Raw genomic sequence first — 20,675 nt, 5'->3', positions numbered from 1 at the left:
GGAAAATCCCGATCTGGTGAAATATACCGATGAGACAGGTCTTTCTTTTATTTTTTGCTGGTTTCCTGACCTTTTTGGCGCTGACCCCTTCGAGGGCGGAGGTGGATAAAGCTACTGAGGTGCTGGCCTTGTCGCTTGAGAAGGTTGGCAAGGTAGAGCCATTTCGCATCAATAATAGCGATCCGTCACACCAGTTGGACAAAGTGATACTCTCGGTCAAGAGTGACAGCATTAATCTTGAGTTGGAGGCGAAGGGCGGCTGCAATCCCGACCGCGTTGAAAGCAACATATCCATCAAGGGTTGGTATATCTCTTCGGTTCTGTTGGGGCTTGGTTCGTATAACGATAGTTATTGGAGCCAAAAGGTTTATCAAGGTGAGGACATTAGCAAGACAAGTTTTGAGGGAAAAACTCAGCTGAAAGTGGCTGGCAGCCTATTGGATGGAACCCCGCATCAACTGAAATTGCTGGAGAGGTTTAAGGATTTGCTGCTTCAAAAAGCGAAGAGTGAGAAGGCGCGCCTTAACTATCTCCAGAAAGATCAGGTGTTTCAATATCAACTGCCCTTTCGATTGGAAGTCATCTGCACAGAATTCGACCAAAATAAAACGACGAAACGCATTAAAACTCTCAGCCGTAGCAGCAAAGTTTTAATCAAGGAGTTGTCAGTTCCTGTTCGCTACCAAGCTGATCCAAATCTTAAAATTCGTAAAACGAAGCCACTGGCACTTCAAGGAAGTGAAACCGGTGCAATTTTTCCAAAATCATCGTTTTTAAAACTGGAAAAAGTTGAGATCCTTTCCGGCCCTCGTAATCTTCGGGGAGCCTGTCCAATGTCGGCCGATTTCAAGCTACAGATCATTGGCGAGGGTAGTGGATATATTCAACTCACAGCTAGAAGGAATAGAACCGTCCTTTATAAAGGCAAGGTCATGAAGATGGGGGCAGAACCTGTTGAGGTTAACTTGTCACTTCCAGTGAAGCGACCTCTAGATGCAAATGATTACGAGCAGTTCCTTCAAAAGGTTGAGTTTGAAGTATTAGCTAAGCCAGAAAGTCAGAAAAACTCTCAATTATTTCCGTTGCGAAAAAGACTGGATCCCTACCTCTGGCAGGCGAGCTGTATCGAGGTGATAAAGGTTGCACCGCAATCCTCAAAGTAAAATGTGATGTGTTCACAATTGGGGTAAGGAGTGTTTGCGAAGGGCTTGATTTTAAACTAGCCTGATAAAAAAAGGGCGCGTTCCGATAAAAAAGAAAAATGGGAGGTTACTTATGTCCACGCTGGAGTTTTTTTTCGATTGTTCAAGTCCCTGGACATATTTGGGATTTGAAGGCTTACAAGATCTGCTAACCCGGCACACGGATCTTGATGTTATTTACAAACCCATCCTGGTTGGCGGTGTGTTTAACGCAGTTAATCCATCTGTTTACGCAAGTCGGGAAAATCCTGTTCCAGCGAAACAGATATACTCTCGCAAAGATATGAAGGACTGGGCCGAATTAGTCGGTATCGAGATCGGTCAGCCACCCGTCTTCCCTGTAAATAGTGTTAAAGCCATGCGAGGTGCTTTCGTCGCGCTCGAAGAAGATTGTCTGGTCCCTTACGCGCGGGCAGTGTTTAAGCGCTATTGGACGGATCTTGCAGATATTTCTCAGGAAGAGATCCTCTCAGATATCGTGACGTCGGTTGGAATGGATAAAACAGCCTATTTTGAAAAGATCAACGACCAGACCTATAAAGACAAGTTGAAAGACACAACACAAGAGCTCATCGATCGTGGCGGGTTTGGGTCACCTACCCTTTATTTGGATCGCACGGATATGTATTTCGGGAATGATCGGTTGCAATTGATCGAGGCTAAATTGAACGGATCGCGCGGATGATAGATCTTTATTATTGGCCAACGCCAAACGGCTGGAAAATATCAATAGCGCTCGAAGAAATGGGCCTTGATTACAAGGTTATCCCAGTCAATATCGGTCGGGGTGACCAGTTCAAGGAAGAGTTCCTGAAGATTAGTCCCAACAATAGAATGCCTGCGATTGTTGATCATGATCCTGAGGACGGCGGTGAACCGATCTCAGTTTTTGAAACTGGCGCTATTCTTGTCTATCTGGCGGAAAAGACAGGCAAGTTTCTTCCTTCAGATATACGTGGCCGAAAAGAGGTCATGGAATGGTTGATGTGGCAGATGGGCGGGCTTGGGCCAATGTTGGGTCAAAACGGTCACTTCAAGTTTTATGCGCCGGAGACAATTCCTTACGCCCAGGAGCGCTATATGAACGAGGCCTTGCGTCTTTTTGGCGTACTTGATCGACGACTTGAGGGGCGAGACTTTGTGTGTGGGAGTTATTCGATCGCCGACATGGCCATCTGGCCTTGGGTCATAACTTACAAGCGCCAGGAAATAGATTTGAGTAAATTCCCAAACGTTCGTCGGTGGTACGACGCCTTGAAGGAGAGGCCTGCATTGAGGCGGGGCTATAAGGTAGGATCCGAGTTCGGAAAACCAACAGGAAAATGGGATGATGAAGCCCGCAAGTATCTTGCTGCACAGGCAACTGCGCCGAAATGATCTGATGTCTGGGGCTTGACAGATAAAATTTTATTAAAATTCAATTTTACTGTTGGAGTGACAGAAAATAAGGCCTAAGGTAAAGAGAAGCCGAATCGGTTCGAAGGGTTGAATTGGCTTCTCGTCGCGTTATTTGCGGTATTGTATTGTTGGTACAAGAAATGTCATCAGTAAGAAAATTTCCTTCATTAGAAGGAAAAATTATAGGGTCCGCCCCCAAGACAGAGAAGCTGTTACGGGCACTATCACAAATGCAGGCATGTCGTCATACCGGCAGTTATTATCAGACAGTTTTGTCTGAACTGTCAGCACTATATCCAGAGTTGGACTATTGCGCTTTCCTTGCCGTCTCGCCGGATACCGGAGGGATCACAGTTACCGCAAAGCAAGGCAAGGTGCCCAATGACCTGCCTAAATACCAGTACGCCCTTCTTAAACAGGCTTTGGAGGATAAATCCGTCATTTTTACGGATAATACTGCAGCTTTATGTCTTTCTAAGGGGGATAAAAAGCTCGGCGCGATTTTACTGAAATCTACCCGGAGCTGGGATGGAAAAGATTTCAAACTGCTCCGTCAGCTGGCTGTAAATATTACCAACGGCCTTGAAACCGTTTTGCTGCTGGAAGATGTCGATGAGAGTGCCTATCAGGATACCCTGACAATCTTGGGCAACCGAGGCAGCTTTAAAAAGCTTGTTCAAAAACAGATTGACCGGCGAGGCGCAGATCAGCAGTTTGCTGTCCTGCATTTTGTGCTGGATATGCTTGGAGAGTTAAATATTGCCCTCGGGTATTCCATTGGCGATGAAATGATTTGCCGTGCTGCCGAAGAATTGGTGAAACTTTTCCCCAACGCGATTGCTTTAGCACGGACGTCTGGTAACGGCTTTGGTGTTTGTGTGAAGATTGAAAATGAGGATGATTACCTCGCACTTCCACAGCTGATTTACAATATTTTCGATAAGAAACTCCCGGACGAGTTTGGCTTGCCTCACATGACGCCCGCTGTTGGATTGACCCGTTTTCCAATTGAGGGAATGACAGCTGACAAGCTTTGGAAGAACTCGGCCACTGCGCTCGCTAGTGCATTAAAGACAGGTGGTAAGAGTTATTGCTTCTATGATCGCCAGATTGAGGTGGAAATTCATGGGCGGATTACCCTCAACAAGGCGCTCCGCGAAGGAATGGCAAAGAAGCAGCTCTTTTTGAATTATCAGCCACAGATTTCATTAGAAACTGGCAAAATGGTTGGCGTTGAAGCTTTGCTCCGCTGGAAAACTGAAGCAGGCGAATATGTGCCGGCTGATACCTTCATTCCAATTGCTGAGGCATCTGGGTTACTGGGCCCAATTAGTGAGTGGGTTATCCGGGAAGCCTGCTTGCAGAGAATGCGCTGGACGGCTGAAGGGGTTCCCGAATTCCCAGTTGCTGTAAATATTTCGCTCAATGAATTTCAAAGCGAGGATTTCGTCAATCTGGTTCGCCGTATTTTGGAAGAGACCGGCTTGGAGCCGAGATTTCTGGATATCGAGCTGACAGAAAGCGTGATCATGGAAGATCGGGGTCAAACCAAGATCAACATGAACCTGTTGAAGGATATGGGTGTCAGCCTCTCTATTGATGATTTTGGAACCGGCTATTCTTCTCTGAGCTATCTCAGTCACTTGCCAGCCTCTGTTATCAAAATTGATAAAAGTTTCATCGACGGTATTCTAACCAATCAAAGCGATGCCGTGATTGCCAAGACCATCATTTCACTTGGCTATAACCTGGGGATGAAAATTCTGGCCGAAGGTGTTGAAAGCCAGGAGCAAATGGAATTCCTGAAAGAAGCCGGATGCCACGAGGCGCAGGGCTTTAATTTCTCCAAGGCTGTTACTCCCAGCTTGATACCAGGCCTTGCCGCAAAACAAGACTATCTCACGAGCCTGCATTGATCGATGATGGACTTATTGGTCAGGTAAGACTTTGCCAGGGTTCATGATGCCATCAGGGTCAAACACAGCTTTGATTTTTCGCATGATGTCGAGCTCTACAGCTGATTTGTAAAGCGGTAGGTCATTCTTTTTCAGGCGTCCAATTCCGTGTTCCGCGCTGATGCTACCGCGAAGCTCATTGGCGATGTCGTGAACGGCGCGGCTGATTTCTGACCACATTCCAAGATAGGCGTCTTTATCCATGCCCTCCGGTTGCAGGGGATTATAATGCAGGTTGCCGTCCCCCAGGTGTCCAAAGGTGACAGGCCGAAAGCCAGGTGCAATGGCAGCAACGGCTTTGTCCGCTTTTTCAATGAATTCTGGAATTTTTGCAATGGGCACAGAAATGTCATGCTTGATAGACCCGCCTTCCGGTTTCTGAGCAGCTGAGATTTCCTCCCGCAGCTGCCAAAGCTTATTCTGCTGCGTCAGGCTTTCAGGGACAATTGCATCCAGAATGATCCCATCCTCAAACCCTTTTTCCAAGATTTGTTCCATAAGTCCTTTAAGATCTTTGGTCGCGCTGGAGGAGAGTTCAATCAGTACTTGCCAGCCATAGCGGGCGGGCATGGGATCTGGAAAATCAGGGACATTCTTGACCACAAGATCAATGGCAATCCGCGGGATCAGCTCCAACGCAGTCACCTGATCGCCGCTCATGCCACGGGCAAGACCAAGCAACTTGATCGCAGCGGGGACATCTGTGACAGCCACCATGGCGATTTGCTGGTACTTGGGACGCGGATACATTTTCACGACAGCACCAGTGACAATGCCGAGGGTTCCTTCGCCGCCAATGAAAAGTTGCTTTAGGTCATAGCCTGTATTGTCTTTTCGTAAACTGGTCAGCCCATTCCAGATGTCCCCGTTCGGAAGAACGACCTCAAGGCCGAGTATCTGGTCCCGTGTATTCCCGTAATGAAGAACTTGAACACCACCTGCGTTTGTCGAGATGTTGCCACCGATCTGACAAGTGCCTTCTGAGCCGATCCGTAGGGGGAACATATGGTCTTCGTCTTCGGCAGCTTTTTGCAGGTCTGCCAGAATGCACCCTGCATCGACAGTTAAGGTGCTACCTGCGACATCAACTTCACGGATCTTGTTCATGCGTTTGAGAGATATGATGACCTCATCGCCGCCATCAAAGGGAATACCGCCGCCGACAAGGCTTGTGTTGCCGCCTTGCGGGACAATAGGAGTTTTGTGTTTTGCGCAGATTTTGACGATTTCAGCGACTTCTTCCGTTGTTTGCGGTAGGAGAATTGCAAGAGCTGTCCCTTCATACTTATCACGCCACTCGACAAGATAACCCTTCATATCCGCAGGGTCAGTCAGAACGGCTTTTTCGCCAACAACATCCTGAAATTCTTTTATGATTGTCATTTTCTATCCCCTTGGTGCTGCCGCGCGCTTTAGTCGATCATTGATTGCGACACCCAGTCCCGCGTTTGGAACTGATGCGACAGCAATTGTTTTAGCATTCGTTTTATCAAGTTGATGGAACATCGCAAAGAGGTTTGCGGTAGCTTCCTTCAAATCGCCCTTAGGGCTAAGGTTAAGGGTTTCAAAATCTTCGCTGCCGGGCCCAAATCCTAGAAAGGCTTCACCTTCATTTTTGGATTTGGCTTCAAGCCGAACCGGGCAGCTAGGCGCATAATGGCTGAGAAGCATACCGGGGCTTGTAATCTCACTATCTTTAGAGGCGACCGCAACTTCAGATCCGGTTGCCTTTTCCAGATCCTCACGCGTGATTCCACCTGGGCGGAGGAGGGTAATCTTTTCATCGGTTACCGCTATCACGGTACTCTCCACTCCAACCTCAGCAGGACCACCATCAAGGATCAGGCTCACTTTGTCACCTAAACCGTCGCGGACATGTTCTGCGGTTGTTGGGCTAATCTGGCCAGATGGATTTGCGCTTGGGGCGGCCACAGGACATTTGCACGCTGTCAGTAATTGGTGGGCAGTAGGATGGGCTGGAACCCGGATCGCCAAGGTTGGTAGGCCCGCGCTCGCCAATTTAGAAACCGGACAGGTGTCCCTTCTTGGCAACACCATGGTCAACGGGCCTGGCCAAAACATGTTGGCTATTTTTAAAGCCAGAGGGGAGAACTCAACCAGTTCCTTCGCTGCATCAATAGAGGGAACATGAACGATAAGCGGATTGAAGGACGGTCGGCCTTTTGCTTCAAAGATACTTGCAACCGCTACGTCATTTGTCGCATCTGCACCTAGCCCGTAAACCGTTTCAGTTGAGAAGGATACCAACTGCCCGGCGTTCAAGAGATCGGCAGCCTCCTGAATGGACTCAGGGGACGGTTTTTTGACGTTATCCGTTTCAGACATACATACCTTAGGAAAGCAAACTAGAAATCAGCCAAAAGCGGGCATAAATCACTTTTTTTTGGAAGCTGTAATATGGCATAACAGCTCCCATATCGATAAGCAAATTTTGAAAAGGAATTTGGAAATGGGCGAATATAGCGCACCACTCAAAGATATGAGCTTTGTTCTCAATCATGTCATCGGCGTAGATGAACTGGCAAAGATGGAAACATTTGCTCATGCAGAAAGTGATGTAGTGGCCGCCGTGTTGGAGGAAGCGTCAAAGCTGGCAGGGAATGTTCTCTCCCCACTGAATAAACCCGGTGATCTGGCAGGTACTTCTGTAAAGGACGGTGTCGTGACTTCACCGGACGGATGGGCAGATGCCTATGCTCAGTTTGCAGAAGGTGGCTGGAATGGTATCGCAGGTCCAGAAGCTTACGGTGGTGGCGGGATGCCACAGGCCGTTGCTTTGGCGACCGTTGAAATGTGGAATGCCTCCAATCTTGCATTTGCGCTCTGTCCTTTGTTGACACAAGGCGCGATCGAATCCTTGATCGCCCACGGAACGGATGAGCAGAAAGACAAGTATCTTGAGAAGCTCGTCACGGGTGAGTGGACCGCAACCATGAACCTGACAGAAAGTCATGCTGGTTCAGACGTTGGAGCGCTTCGCACGAAAGCAGAACCTGCGGAAGATGGTAGTTGGCGGATCAGTGGTCAGAAAATCTTCATCACTTATGGTGAGCATGAGATGACGGAAAACATTATCCATCTTGTGTTGGCCAGGACACCAGGATCACCTGCAGGCACCAAGGGGATCTCCCTCTTTATCGTGCCGAAGTTTCTCGTTAATGAGGACGGAAGTCTAGGTGAACGGAATGACCTGAAATGTGTATCCGTTGAAGAAAAAATTGGTATCCATGCCAGCCCGACTTGCGTCATGTCTTATGGGGATAACGGGAACTGTGTTGGGTATCTGATTGGCGGCGAAAATAATGGTATGGCATGCATGTTCACCATGATGAACAATGCCCGCCTCAACGTTGGGCTGCAAGGTCTTGCCATTGCAGAACGTGCTTATCAGCAATCTGTCGAATATGCGCTCGATCGCAAGCAGGGCCGGGCACAAGGCACACCAAAAGGCGAAAGCGCACCGATCGTAAAGCATGCAGACGTTCGTCGGATGCTGATGACCATGCGCTCTCAGATCGAAGCGATGCGGTGCCTGATTTATTTGAACGGTGCAGCCCTGGACAAAGGCCACAATCACCCAGATGAAGAAGTTCGAAAAGCCAGCATGGGGCTCGCAGAACTCCTGACACCGCTTTCAAAAGCTTGGTGTACTGATCTGGGCGTTGAGCTGTCTTCAACAGCTGTTCAAATTCACGGCGGTATGGGCTTCATCGAAGAAACCGGTGTTGGGCAGTATTACCGGGATTCCCGTATTCTGCCGATCTATGAAGGCACGAATGGAATTCAGGCGCTGGATCTTGTCGGCCGGAAACTCGGTATGCAAGGCGGTGAGCCTGTTCGGACTTTGCTTGCTGAAATGGATGAAATGGCCCATAGCCTCAACGGTGAAAATGACGATTTGAAAGTTATTTCACGCCAGTTAGGTGTCGCCGTAACAGCGTTGAAAGAGGCGACGGATTGGATGTATCGGAATGCACCAAATGATCCAAATGCTGCTCCTGCAGGCGCAACACCTTATCTTAGAATGTTTGCAACAACTGTTGGCGGTTATCTGCTGGCTAAATCGGCACTGAAAGCACAGGAATTACTAAACGCTGGTGACAGTGACACGAAATTCCTGAACGCTAAGATTACAACAGCCAAGTTTTTCGCAACGCAGATCCTGCCTCAAGTAGCAGCACTTTTGGGCCCTGTAACGGAAGGAGCGGATCTTCTGTTTGCAATTGATGAAGAAGATCTCGTTGCCTAATTGGGGCTATTGTTGACCTTTTTGGCCAACGGTTTAAAATGTCGAGACAGCGGTATGGCGGCTTTATTGCCGCCATATCCATTTGTGTCAGGAATAAAAATGAATAATAAACAAGAAATTACATATCCGCTCGGCACACGTCCCGGTGATGGTGAAGTTGTAGAAGTCTGTGACGGTGTTTACTGGGTCCGCATGCCGATCCCTTTTGAAGGACTTGATTTCATCAACCTCTATCTGATTGAGGATGATGATGGCTGGACCATGATTGATTCCGGCTATAACTCAAACAAAATTAAAGGTCTCTGGACTGAAGTGTTTGAGAAGCATTTGAAGGGTAAACCGATCACTCGCCTGATTTGCACCCATTTTCATCCAGATCATATGGGCCTTGCTGGTTGGGTTTGTGAGCGTTGGGATATTACGCTGACGATGACGCTTGGAGAGTTTTCTTTCGGGCGGATGTTATTTTTGGAATCCGGTGGAGACGTACCGGATCATCTCATCGAGTTCAATAAAACTGTTGGCTTTACAGAAACCATGCTGGAAGCTGTTCGCAAGGGTGGGCATAGTTTTTTTAAAAATGCCGTTTATGAATTACCTGCCAGTTTTGAGCGGATTGAAGATGACCAGATCCTAAACATTGGCGGCCATGATTGGCAGGTTATGGTGGGGCGTGGACATTCGCAGGAGCATGCCTGTCTCTATTGCAAAAGCAAGGGGGTCTTGATTTCAGGTGATCAGGTGCTACCACGAATTACGCCTCATGTGGGTGTTTATGTGGCAGAACCTCTCGCAAATCCGCTTCAGAAATTCCTCAAAAGTATCAACCGATTTTCAATTTTGCCTGAGGATACGTTGGTTCTTCCAGCTCACAATGACGTATTCATTGGCTTGCATAATCAACTGATATATTACCGAGAGCATCACGCCGAACGTTTGTCACGGCTTAAAAATGCCTGCGGCTCCCCAAAAACAGCTTTTGAGTTGCTCCCTGTTTTATTTGAGCGGGAGCTCAATGAAGATGATCAGCGGCTGGCTGTTGCAGAGGGGCTTGCCCACTGCCACTATCTCGTCGGAACAGGGGAGCTTGATCGCGTAGTTGGTAAAGATGGGGTTTGGCGTTTTCAGATTGCCCAGGATGTCAAAACTGCAGTAGCATAACCTGCAAATAATTGGTCAAAAATTAAGAATAAGGAGACCTCAATGTCCGACCATCTGCTTGTCGAGAAAAAGGGCGCTATTGCCTATATCACCATGAACCGCCCAAAAAGCCGCAATGCATTATCCATTGAAATGCGGGAAAAGTTATTCGAAGCGATGGTGGATATTGAAACTGATGATACGATCCGCTGTGTTGTTGTGACAGGCACCGGTGATCATTTTATGGCTGGTGGGGATGTCATTTCTTTTGGCGAGATCGCTAAACTTCCAGCTACAGAGCGGGCGAAAACATTTGAAAAACGTATTCATGGTCTTACCCCGACAATTATAACCATGCGGCGGATGAAAAAGCCGATTATTGCTAGTGTGAGAGGCGCTGCTGCAGGTTTCGGGCTCTCGCTTGCAATGGCTTGCGACATGGTGATTGCTGCTGACACATCCTTTTACACGCTTGCTTATATAGGAATTGGAACAACACCCGATGGGTCTGGTACCTATTCGCTACCGCGTATTGTCGGTCTGAAGAAAGCGATGGAAATAGCCATGCTGGGTGATCGTTTTGATGCTGCCGAAGCTCATCGGTTAGGGTTGGTAAATTTTGTTGTGCCAGAGCAGGATTTGGATGCAGAAACGGACAAGCTTGCTAACCGATTGGCCAATGCTCCAACTGTCGCCATAGGGCGAACCAAGCAAATGATGCATGAAAGCATGGTCAATGATCTGGAAAGGCAGTTGGCGTTGGAAGCAGAAAATTTCGCAGCCTGTGCGATGACGGATGATTGGGTTGAAGGCATCACTGCTTTTGGAGAAAAGCGAAAGCCGGTCTTCAAAGGTAAGTAGGATCAGATATGAAAAAAGCTGCAGGTTCTGCAGCTTTTTTTCTTTTAATTATGAGCCGTTTCAAGCGGCCTGTCTCAATCCCAGCCGGTTCCAGACATCTTTGAGTGCATGAACAAGTGCCGACATCATCTGGTCATCATGCAGTGGGGATGGCGTAATCCGTAAACGTTCCTCTCCGCGAGGGACAGTTGGAAAATTAATCGGTTGGATGTAAATGCCGTAATCATCGAGCAGCATATCACTTGCTTGTTTGCATAGTGCAGCATCATAAACCATCACAGGAACAATATGGGTTGGCGTCTGCATCACCGGCAATCCAGCTTCCATCAAGAGGCGTTTAAGTGTTGCTGCACGTTCCTGATGAGCCTCCCGCTCTGCCTGGCTTGTTTTCAAATGGCGAACACTGGCCAGTGCACCCGCTGCAATAACCGGGGGCAGGGAGGTGGTGAAAATAAAACCAGATGCGTAAGAACGGATCGCATCGACGATATTTTGGCTGGAAGTAATAAATCCGCCCACAATACCAAAGGCCTTGCCAAGGGTTCCTTCGATAATGGTGATACGGTCCATCAGGCCTTCACGTTCGGCGATGCCGCCACCGCAAGGACCATAGAGACCAACGGCGTGAACTTCGTCCAGATACGTCATGGCGTTATACTTATCGGCCAGATCGCAAATTTCCTTCATTGGGGAAATGTCCCCATCCATGGAATAAACAGATTCAAAGGCAATGACTTTTGGCCGGTCTGGCGCGATGGTTTTTAGTTTCGCTTCCAAATCTGCAAGGTCATTATGTTTGAAGATTACTTTCTCACATCCTGAATGCCGAACCCCATCGATCATTGAGGCATGGTTGAGGGCGTCGGAGAGAATGACTGCATTTGGCATTAATTTGCCAAGCGTGCTGATGGTCGCATCGTTGGAAACAAACCCAGAAGTGAAAACGAGTGCGCTTTCTTTATTGTGAAGGTCCGCCAACTCTTTTTCCAACTCACAGATCATATGCGTGTTGCCAGAGATATTGCGTGTGCCACCAGCGCCTGCGCCGTAGATATCGACCGCCTCTTTCATCGCAGCCATAACCTTTGGGTTTTGGCCCATGCCAAGATAATCATTTGAACACCAGATAATGACTTCAGACGTTCCATTTTCCGTATGGCGAGTTGCCCGAGGGAAATCACCGGCCTGACGGCCAAGTTCAGTGAATACGCGATAACGGTTTTCTGATTTCAGGTTCTGAATGGCCTGTTCGAACACACGCTCATAATTCACTGTCATGCCATTCCCATCCTTCTCTAGCAGCAGACTTCTTATTCATTAGTAATTAATGATAAATTATTACTAAATGTTGAATAGCCAATCAGACATGTTATTGGCAAGGGACAAAAAGTCGCATCGAAACTCAAATTTGCTAAGAAATAGACCCCTTTAGCCGAATAATCAATGCACCAATAAAATTGGCAGTTTGCAGTTCTCCAGCATTTCGCCAGTAACAGCACCAAAAAACAGCCGTCTCAGGCGACTCTTTGTATATGCACCCATCACGACAAAATCAGCACCAAACTTACCTGCAGCGTCCATCAGGGCTTCTGCTGTGCTTTTTCCTGTCGTTCCCCGAATGGCGCAGCTTTCAGCGTTGACGCCGTGCAATTTCAAGTATCGCATGGCTTCATCAGGCTTAATGTCTTCGCTCAAATCATCAATAGCTGTGATGAGGGAAACTTTCTCTGCTGCTTGTAAAAGAGAGAGAGATTGCGTGATGGCCAGACTAGATTCGACAGATCCGTTCCAGATCACGGCGATCTTTTTACCAAATTCCTCAGGGATAGGCTCATCAATAACCAGGACGGGCCGACCTGTCTCCAGTATCGCTGCGTTGATGACCAAATCATTTTCAGAATTATCAACGGTAGACTTTTTACAAACGACGATCAGGTCAAACATGCGGCCATAGGCAGGTAGGAAATCCTCCTGATTGCCAGTTTTCTCGACGAAGCGGGCTGAAGGGGCTGCATGAGGGGTTGTCTCACCTGGTGCTTCAACATCTATTCCCCGATCTGCACACATGGTATTAAACAAATTCCGAGCGGTTTCACATCGTTGGTCGATATCTTTCTCAGCCATTTCAATCACGCTTTCGATCATGGCTGTTGTCATTCCCTCACCAACGAACGCTGCTGCGGACTTGGGATCTCGCTTAACATGCAGAACATCGACATTGCAGTTCAAATGTTTTGCAATGTTCAATGCTGATGTCAGGGAATTCGTGTCGCAGGGTTTGTCGGAACCAGTTAAGGGAACCAATACAGATTTGATGGACATATGCACCTCTCAAATTGCGATACCTAACTCCATGATACTGCAAGTGAGGGCAGAACTCTATCAGTTTTCAGTATGTTAGAGCTTTGAAAGAATATCTTCGCAGATTTCCGGTGTTGATCCGTTCGCGTTTATTCGGATCCAGTCTGTTTTTATTTCTGGTTGTTGGTGGAGTTGTTTTTCAAGGATTTCCTCTGTCGCATCAGAAGCATCGCGCGTGCGCCCCCCGATCCGCTGCCGTATGATGGTCTGATCGACGTCCAGCCATATCCCCGTAAAGGGAAATCCAGCCTCCTTGATTGATGCCTGAAAGAGGGATCTGTCGACATCCCGGTCCAATACAGCGTCAAGAATAACAGGCTGACCAGCCTTAAGAACGTCTATCGCGAGCGTGATTAGTCGATCATAGACTGATTTGGACATATCGGGTGTATAGGCGGATTGGGGCATAGGGGAATAATCATCCCAACCAATCAGCAAGCGCCGGATTTCATCACTCCGAAGCCGGATAGCGCCAACTGTATTGCCAAGTTCTGGTGCCAGGCTCGCTGCAGTCGTTGATTTACCACTTCCTGAATAGCCGCCAATAGCAAGGGCGGCAGGATCTTCAGGTTGCAAATATGTCTTGCTTTGACCGAACAGGGTTTGGGCGTGGGCGCGATAGTTGGCTTTCAGGTCTGGATCTTCCGTTTGAATGGATCGGCTGGCAGCTACATGGGTGCGAATACCTGCCCGCATACTCATAAAGAAGGGTAGCATTTTGAGGCTTTCAAGTGCCGCTGCATTCTCAAAATAACCAGATTTCCGAAGATATCGGTTCAGAATATAGTTTGCTTCCTTGTCGAAACCTTTGTCCTTCAGATCCATCAGCAAGAAGCTGAAATCATATAACGGGTCTGAAATCGCAAAATCATCCTCATACTCGATGGCATCAAAAAGAGTGGGGTGCCCATTCAGTAAGCAAATATTTTGAAGATGTAGGTCGCCATGCCCAAATCTTACAAAGCCTGCTTTTAATCGCTTATTCTCAATTTCCATAAGAGAGGCATAGATCTCATGCAGGTTTTTCCGGTAACCCTGCACATCATTCATTTCAAAAAGATCAGGGCAAAACTGATCCAGCTGGTTGAAGTTTTGATCGATTACTTTGTGAAAATCAGGAAGTTCATCAGGATCAGAAATGACAGTTGCCCCTTGATGAAAGCTGACGATCTCATCAGTAAGAAGATCCAGCAGATCGGCTGATAAACCATGTTCTCGGGAATAATGATCGAGGCGATCGCTGGGGCCAAATCGGCTCATAACCAGGACATGATCTATTATTTCCCCGCGGCCATCCATTGAAAGCTCGCCCTTTGCACTTCTTGATAGAGGAGTAAGATGCGAATACAGGGATGGTGAAATTTTTTTGTTTAGGCGAAGTTCTTTTTCTAGCAGTTGAAATCGATTTGCTGGATCACTGTAATCCATATGGTCAAATTTCACCGGCTTCTTGAGCTTTAATGCCACATTGTTTCCAAGGATCACGGCAGCTCCATGGGTTTCTTCCACCTGGCAAAACTGAGGTGGGTGTAATCCTAAATCCCATTCTTTAGGTGATGACTTCAGAAATTCAAGGATGGCCTGAAACTGGGCCCATTCGTTTTCGGGGGGGCGAGAATTGGACATATATCATTTTGGTTGAACAGAAGTTGGGGCTGGATCTTGATGAATAAGGGTTTCCGCAGTCGGAAAAAGAGCCAGAATAGCCTCATCGACCTCTTCTGAAATGCGATGCGCATCAGCTAATGATTGGTTCGGATCCAAATCCAGATGCAATTGAATGAAAATCTGCTGGCCGGATCTACGTGTTCTCAGTTCATGAATGCCCCAGACTTCCGGGTGACGGGTAGCGGCCTGGGTAATCAGCGATCGGTCTTCATCTGAAAGTTCATGATCCATCAAATCCTTGAAAGATTCTCGAATGATCGACCAGGCATTGAAACAAATGTACAGGGCGATACCCATGGCAAAAACACCGTCTAGGATCAAGAGATCAAAGTAAGTTGCCAGGACCAAGGAAACAATGACACTAAAGTTCACCAAAACGTCGCCGAAATAGTGAAGACTATCGGCTGAAATGGCGACAGATTGGGTCCTCCGAACCACGGATTTTTGATAAGCAACCAAAGCAACGGTGACCAAAATTGAGATTACCATGACCACAATCCCTGCTGTGCTGGATCCGATCGGCTGAGGGTTGAAAATTCGATCGATCGCATGAAAGGCCAAAAAGATAGCAGAGCCAATAATAAACGCGGACTGGAAAAGTCCTGCGAGAGACTCTGCTTTTCCATGACCAAACCGGTGTTCTTTATCCGCGGGCTCAAGGGCGTGGCGAACTGCCAAAAGATTTATGGCAGAAGCACCTAGGTCGAGAATGGAATCCACCATTGTTGACAGGATCGAGACCGACCCTGTGAGAAAATACGCCCAGACCTTGATTAAGATAAGGAAGGAGGCTGCCGAGACGGCAAAATAGGTTGCTCGTCGCATAAGCTTTTCTGATTGAGCATTTTCTTCAGCCATGGTCACACCTGTCTTGCAAGACAACTTTTATGGGAAAAGGACTGCTTTCTGCCACCCGGCTTCCTTTTTGGTATATTCATTTCGCTCATGCAGGCGGAAAGGCTTGTCCTGCCAAAATTCAATCCGGTTTGGAATCACCCGAAAGCCAGACCAGTAGGGTGGGCGCGGGATATGGCCAACAGCATATTTTGCTGCATATTTGGCAACAGCAGCCTCTAGTGTAAAACGCCCTTCCATTGGGCGGGACTGCTGACTGGCCCAGGCACCAATTCGGCTATCTCTCGGACGACTGTTAAAATAGGCGTCAGCTTCTTCGTCGCTGACTTGTTCAACACTTCCGTTGATGCGCACAACGCGGCGCAGGCTTTTCCAGTGAAAACACAGGGCGGCGTTTGGATTCCCGAGAAGCTCTCTTCCTTTGCGGCTTTCAAAATTGGTGTAGAAGACAAATCCTCTCTCATCCACGTCTTTAAGCAGAACCATGCGCAGAGAAGGCTCACCAGCCTCATTGACCGTCGCAAGTGACATTGCATTAGCGTCGTTCGGTTCGCTCGCATGCGCTTCTTCTAGCCAGGATTTGAATTGATCAATCAGATCAGTAAGTTGTGTGAGGCTCATGGGGTCTGCCATTTTCCTGAATTTTGCTTCATATTGACCATAATCTAGTTAGCCGCCACCAATCTGTCGACCTTTTGTCTTATTCCGGCCTTAATCTTTTTCAAAATAGGGTCATATTAAAAGTTTCTGGGTTTGTGCCCGCAAGAGAAGGATGAAAATTATGAAGCTTACGAAGACTTTGCTCTCTGCATCCGTGGCTTTGATGTTGGTTCTTGGTGGGTGTGCAAACCAGGACCGGGGACCTAAGCAAACCGGTGGTGCTATCATCGGCGGTATTGGCGGCGCCTTGTTGGGCTCGGCTTTTGGTAAAGGCTCTGGTCGGCTTGCCGCAGTAGCGGTGGGTACGTTGATCGGTGCCATGATTGGTCAAGATGTTGGTAGAACTCTTGATGAGGCTGACCGGGCTGCAATCGACCGGGCTGAGCGCCGTGCAACGCAAGCGCCAATGGGCGAGACTATTCGCTGGGACAATCCTCAAAGCGGTAACAACGGCACTATCACGCCTGTTCGGGAAGGCCAGGATACAAAAGGGCGTTATTGCCGTGAATTCCGTCAAACCATTGAAATTGGTGGCCGCTTGGAAGAAGGATACGGAACTGCTTGCCGTCAGGAAGATGGTTCTTGGCAGATTATGTCCTGATAAATATGCCTTAGCTCTGTATTTTTGATTGGTTTTCCCATAAAAAGGGAGAAGGGAATTCCAAGATATCGACAGGATAAATGGCGAAACTCAAAAAAATAAACATAAGCGCTGCGGTTATTGCGGCGCTTATGCTGTCTACAGCATCATTTTCTCACGCGGGATTTGAAGAAGCCGTCAAAGCCTACGAGGCTGGCGACTATGACACGGCGCTGAATGAATGGATGGTTCTTGCTGAAAAAGATGATCCTGCCGCCATGCGCAATATTGGCCATATCTATCGCCTCGGGCTTGGTCGGGAAGTCAATTATGAGCGGGCGATGCACTGGTATAAGCGGGCATCCGCGCTAAACTTCCCAAATGCTCAGGCAAACGTCGCGTCCATGTATCTTCGTGGGCAAGGGGTGGCGCAGGACTATGTAGAAGCGTCCAAATGGTTCACGAAAGCCGCCCGGAATGGACATGTCATATCTCAATATAATCTGGGCTTAATGTATGAAAATGGCAAAGGCGTTGAGAAAAGTCTCAGTAAGGCCTTAGCCTGGTACAATCTGGCGGCTAAGGCCGGACATCCAAAGGCCTTAGATAAACTCTCTCTTCTTGTTGCCACCAAACCTGATGTGAAAGTTGCAAAAGAGGAAGAAAACCTAAAGGTCGTTACCACGACAGAAAAGCCTGCTGAGGTTAAATCCGCACCCGCACCGCAAAAAGTCGAGTCCGCACCCGCTCCTAAAGAAGAGCCTAAATCAACAAAGGTCGAGACCCAAAAAACTGAAACAGTTGGAGTCGAACCAAAAGCTGGAAAGCCTGCTGTGAGTACGCCAGCTGTGACAGCAACTGCTGCTCCTGCTTCAGCTCCTGTCACAAAGACGGCAGAAAAGCCCAAGTTTGACCCATTTGCAGGTAGCGCGAATAACAAGGCATTGAAGTCGGAGCAAACCGGCGCACCAACCGCCTTTAATCAAGAGCCAGCGCCTGCACCTGCACCGGAAAAATCTGTTGCAGCTGCTCCTCAAAAACAGGTTCAGACTGAAAGCCCTCCCGCGAAGGTCGTTTCAGAACCAAAGCGGATTGTGTCTGAAGCCTCCGCAGCTACGTCTGAAAAACCTGCTTTACCAGAGCCGAAAACCGTTGATACGACTGCTTTGCAAAACCCAGAGAAGGCAGAGCTGAAATCGCTGCCTCAGCCAGAATTGAAACCAGCACCAGCGACTGAGCAATCGACTGTAGCGGCCCCGGCTGAAACAACCTCCGCACCTGTTGCAACGGCCCCGATTACGCAGCCAACTGAGGACAGTCAAAGCACCGCAGAAAATACCGATGACGGTCAGTCAAAAGGCTTCTTTGGATCCTTGAAAGCGCTTGTTTTTGGGGAGGGTGAGGATAAATCACAAGAGGATACGCCAGAGCCATCAAGCACTGTTGCTGTTGCGCCGACCCCCGCAATTGAGCGGCCTAAAGCTGCCGCGCCTAAACCGGTTGAGGTGGTTGTTCCTGCAGATGGGTTGACCATTGATGAAAAGCTGGAAATGGCGCAGCTCTCGTTTGAGGTTGAGCAGTATCAGCAAGCTTTGAATATATGGGCGCCATTGGCTCAGCAAGGGAATGTGACGGCTCAGTATAATCTTGGCCGCATGTTCAATGAAGGCTATGCTGTTCCGGTAGATAGAGTAAAAGCGTATTACTGGTGGCAAAAAGCCAAGTCAAATGGCTCTGAATTGGCAGCGACTTCTCTTGAACAGTTGGAAACAACACTTACTTTTATTGAAAAAGAGCGATTGAAACAGTTAAATTGAGCAGTTGTTTCAATTGAATTCTACATTGTCTCTCGTTTTCTATTGGTATAACCGTAAATGAAAGATCTGTACAAAGCTTTGGGCGTGAAAAGAGACGCCTCTCAAAGTGATATCAAGTCAGCTTATCGAAAGCTGGCCAAGAAACTGCATCCAGATGCAAACCCAGGTAATGACAAGGTCGCAGACCAGTTTAAGGAGGTCTCAGCGGCATATAACATTCTTGGCGATGAAAAATTGCGCGGGCGTTATGATCGCGGTGAAATCGATGAGCATGGACAGGAACGTTATGCTCAGGGCTTCGGCGGCGGTGCGGGTGCCCAAGGAGCTGGCGGTGGTGGAAAATATTATCAGTCCTCTGGTGGGTTTGCCGGTGCAGATGATCTCTTTTCAGAAATCTTTGGGAATTTTCGCCGTGGTGGTCAGCGCAGTCGCGCCACCAAAGGACGGGACAGAACTTTTGCGATTGATGTAACGTTCAAGGAAGCCGCGATTGGTGGAAAGCGTCGCCTGACTTTGGGTGAAGGCGGAAAAACGCTCGATGTCAAAATTCCTGCAGGTATAACAGATGGCAAGCAGATTCGTTTGAAAGGGCAGGGAGAGCCGGGAATTTCTGGCGGTCCCGCAGGTGATATCCTGATCAACGTATCCGTTAAAAGCGATGCATTGTTTGAGCGAGATGGCAAAAACATTCTATTGGAACTCCCTATTAGCCTACCAGAAGCCGTGCTCGGCGCTAAGGTAGAGGTTCCAACGGTTGAAGGTGTTGTGAATTTGAAAATCCCAGCTGGTTCGAACACTGGATCTACCTTGCGGTTAAAAGGTAAGGGGATTGGTGCGAAAGACAGCAGCGATCGCGGGGACCAATTGGTCAAACTAAAGGTTGTCTTGCCAGAAAAACCGGATGAAGAGTTGGAAACCTTCATTTCCAACTGGTCTCGGGACCATCAATATGATGCGAGATCCAAATTCGGACGCAAATAGTCGATTATTTTTTGGGCATTTGTTTTTGACTGGCCTACGGGGGCGGGCTAAAACAAGGTAACCAACTGTAAAACAGCAAACGAGAGCTAAGGTATGACAGGACAAAGCGGTCTGATGAGTGGCAAAAAAGGGGTGATTATGGGGGTTGCCAATAATCATTCGCTGGCCTGGGGGATTGCAAAAGCTTTACATGCGCAAGGCGCGGAGATTGCTTTTACCTACCAGGGTGAGGCCCTGAAAAAACGGGTTGGTCCTCTGGCGGAGAGTTTAGGTTATGATACCGTTCTGGAATGTGATGTCAGTGATGATGCTTCCATGGATGCTGTCTTCGACGCTTTAGAAAAGAAATGGGGCAAAATCGATTTTCTGGTTCATGCGATTGGCTATTCTGACAAGAACCAGCTTCGTGGTAATTTCTCTGACACCACTCGCGATAATTTCCTGATGACCATGGATATTTCCTGCTTCTCCTTCATTGCGGTCGCCAAACGGGCTGCACCGTTGATGAAAGACGGGGGCAGCATGATCACGCTGACCTATTATGGCGCAGAACGCGTTGTTCCCCATTACAATGTGATGGGTGTTGCAAAAGCCGGTCTGGAAGCTTCCGTTCGCTATCTGGCGGATGAAATGGGGCCGCAGGGTATTCGGGTGAACAGCATCTCCGCAGGCCCGATCAAGACGCTAGCCGCGTCTGGTATTGGCGATTTCCGCTATATCCTGAAATGGAATGAACATAACGCGCCCCTCAAACGGAATGTGACAATCGACGATGTTGGTGGATCTGCGGTCTACTTGTTGAGCGATCTGGGAGCAGGTGTTTCTGGTGAAACCCATCATGTGGATGCAGGATATCATATTGTTGGCATGAAGCGGGTTGATGCACCTGATCTGACCACACCAAATAACGAATAATTCTGATCGGTA

18 protein-coding genes are annotated in these 20,675 nt (G+C 48.1%); 11 read left to right on the top strand and 7 right to left on the bottom strand.

Annotation, left to right across the window (positions count from 1 at the left end):
• Positions 1–101 precede the first annotated feature (101 nt).
• The 4 genes from HH301_RS14705 to HH301_RS14690 all read left to right on the top strand — a co-directional run bounded on the left by HH301_RS14705 (position 102) and on the right by HH301_RS14690 (position 4,516).
• Positions 102–1,163, top strand: a complete 1,062-nt coding sequence (locus tag HH301_RS14705) for a hypothetical protein (protein ID WP_169569782.1) — start codon at positions 102–104, stop codon at positions 1,161–1,163.
• 112 nt (positions 1,164–1,275) lie between these two features.
• Complete coding sequence (locus HH301_RS14700; RefSeq protein WP_169569781.1) at positions 1,276–1,887, top strand: 2-hydroxychromene-2-carboxylate isomerase; 612 nt, start codon at positions 1,276–1,278, stop codon at positions 1,885–1,887.
• Positions 1,884–2,579 carry a glutathione S-transferase N-terminal domain-containing protein gene (locus tag HH301_RS14695; RefSeq protein WP_169569780.1) on the top strand — a complete coding sequence of 232 codons (696 nt, stop codon included), beginning with the start codon at positions 1,884–1,886 and terminating at the stop codon, positions 2,577–2,579. Before HH301_RS14700 ends, HH301_RS14695 begins: the two co-directional genes overlap by 4 nt.
• A 161-nt stretch (positions 2,580–2,740) precedes the next feature.
• On the top strand, positions 2,741–4,516 hold the full coding sequence (locus tag HH301_RS14690) for a bifunctional diguanylate cyclase/phosphodiesterase (protein WP_277348922.1): 1,776 nt from the start codon (positions 2,741–2,743) through the stop codon (positions 4,514–4,516).
• Positions 4,517–4,528: 12 nt separating this feature from the next.
• On the opposite strand, the gene HH301_RS14685 is transcribed toward HH301_RS14690, so the two are convergent.
• Together HH301_RS14685 and HH301_RS14680 are read right to left on the bottom strand one after the other, a co-directional pair.
• On the bottom strand, positions 4,529–5,938 hold the full coding sequence (locus HH301_RS14685) for an FAD-binding oxidoreductase (RefSeq protein WP_169569778.1): 1,410 nt from the start codon (positions 5,936–5,938) through the stop codon (positions 4,529–4,531).
• Between the two features lie 3 nt (positions 5,939–5,941).
• A complete protein-coding gene (locus HH301_RS14680) occupies positions 5,942–6,901 on the bottom strand; it encodes an L-threonylcarbamoyladenylate synthase (protein WP_169569777.1) in 960 nt (319 codons plus the stop codon).
• Positions 6,902–7,025: 124 nt separating this feature from the next.
• On the opposite strand from HH301_RS14680, the gene HH301_RS14675 reads away from it, so the two are divergent.
• The 3 genes from HH301_RS14675 (at position 7,026) to HH301_RS14665 (ending at position 10,826) form a co-directional block, all read left to right on the top strand.
• Complete coding sequence (locus HH301_RS14675; protein WP_169569776.1) at positions 7,026–8,825, top strand: acyl-CoA dehydrogenase; 1,800 nt, start codon at positions 7,026–7,028, stop codon at positions 8,823–8,825.
• A 99-nt stretch (positions 8,826–8,924) separates the two neighbouring features.
• The gene (locus tag HH301_RS14670) at positions 8,925–9,986 is read left to right on the top strand and encodes an MBL fold metallo-hydrolase (protein ID WP_169569775.1); all 1,062 of its coding nucleotides are present in this window, start codon (positions 8,925–8,927) and stop codon (positions 9,984–9,986) included.
• Between the two features lie 42 nt (positions 9,987–10,028).
• Positions 10,029–10,826, top strand: coding sequence for an enoyl-CoA hydratase/isomerase family protein (locus tag HH301_RS14665; protein ID WP_169569774.1), 798 nt, complete (start codon positions 10,029–10,031; stop codon positions 10,824–10,826).
• A gap of 60 nt (positions 10,827–10,886) precedes the next feature.
• Here HH301_RS14665 and hemA read toward each other — a convergent pair whose 3' ends face one another.
• From hemA to pdxH, 5 genes are all read right to left on the bottom strand, one after another.
• Positions 10,887–12,098, bottom strand: a complete 1,212-nt coding sequence (gene hemA, locus HH301_RS14660) for a 5-aminolevulinate synthase (RefSeq protein WP_169569975.1) — start codon at positions 12,096–12,098, stop codon at positions 10,887–10,889.
• A gap of 168 nt (positions 12,099–12,266) precedes the next feature.
• Positions 12,267–13,148 carry a universal stress protein gene (locus HH301_RS14655; protein WP_169569773.1) on the bottom strand — a complete coding sequence of 294 codons (882 nt, stop codon included), beginning with the start codon at positions 13,146–13,148 and terminating at the stop codon, positions 12,267–12,269.
• Positions 13,149–13,223: 75 nt separating this feature from the next.
• Positions 13,224–14,813 carry a bifunctional aminoglycoside phosphotransferase/ATP-binding protein gene (locus HH301_RS14650; protein WP_169569772.1) on the bottom strand — a complete coding sequence of 530 codons (1,590 nt, stop codon included), beginning with the start codon at positions 14,811–14,813 and terminating at the stop codon, positions 13,224–13,226.
• 3 nt (positions 14,814–14,816) lie between these two features.
• Positions 14,817–15,713: a cation diffusion facilitator family transporter gene (locus HH301_RS14645; RefSeq protein ID WP_169569771.1), complete on the bottom strand. Its 897-nt coding sequence runs from the start codon at positions 15,711–15,713 to the stop codon at positions 14,817–14,819.
• A 27-nt stretch (positions 15,714–15,740) separates the two neighbouring features.
• The gene (gene pdxH, locus HH301_RS14640) at positions 15,741–16,331 is read right to left on the bottom strand and encodes a pyridoxamine 5'-phosphate oxidase (RefSeq protein WP_169569770.1); all 591 of its coding nucleotides are present in this window, start codon (positions 16,329–16,331) and stop codon (positions 15,741–15,743) included.
• Between the two features lie 160 nt (positions 16,332–16,491).
• On the opposite strand from pdxH, the gene HH301_RS14635 reads away from it, so the two are divergent.
• The 4 genes from HH301_RS14635 (at position 16,492) to fabI (ending at position 20,663) form a co-directional block, all read left to right on the top strand.
• Positions 16,492–16,971, top strand: coding sequence for an RT0821/Lpp0805 family surface protein (locus HH301_RS14635; protein WP_206378351.1), 480 nt, complete (start codon positions 16,492–16,494; stop codon positions 16,969–16,971).
• A gap of 80 nt (positions 16,972–17,051) precedes the next feature.
• Positions 17,052–18,767 (top strand): SEL1-like repeat protein, encoded by a 1,716-nt coding sequence (locus HH301_RS14630; RefSeq protein WP_169569768.1) that lies wholly within the window; start codon positions 17,052–17,054, stop codon positions 18,765–18,767.
• 57 nt (positions 18,768–18,824) lie between these two features.
• Positions 18,825–19,748: a DnaJ C-terminal domain-containing protein gene (locus tag HH301_RS14625; protein ID WP_169569767.1), complete on the top strand. Its 924-nt coding sequence runs from the start codon at positions 18,825–18,827 to the stop codon at positions 19,746–19,748.
• Positions 19,749–19,841: 93 nt separating this feature from the next.
• Positions 19,842–20,663, top strand: coding sequence for an enoyl-ACP reductase FabI (gene fabI / locus HH301_RS14620; protein ID WP_169569766.1), 822 nt, complete (start codon positions 19,842–19,844; stop codon positions 20,661–20,663).
• Positions 20,664–20,675 lie beyond the last annotated feature (12 nt).

Source organism: Sneathiella limimaris, from assembly GCF_012932565.1.
GTDB lineage: Bacteria > Pseudomonadota > Alphaproteobacteria > Sneathiellales > Sneathiellaceae > Sneathiella > Sneathiella limimaris.
This window is presented reverse-complemented; position numbering and strand designations above follow the sequence as displayed.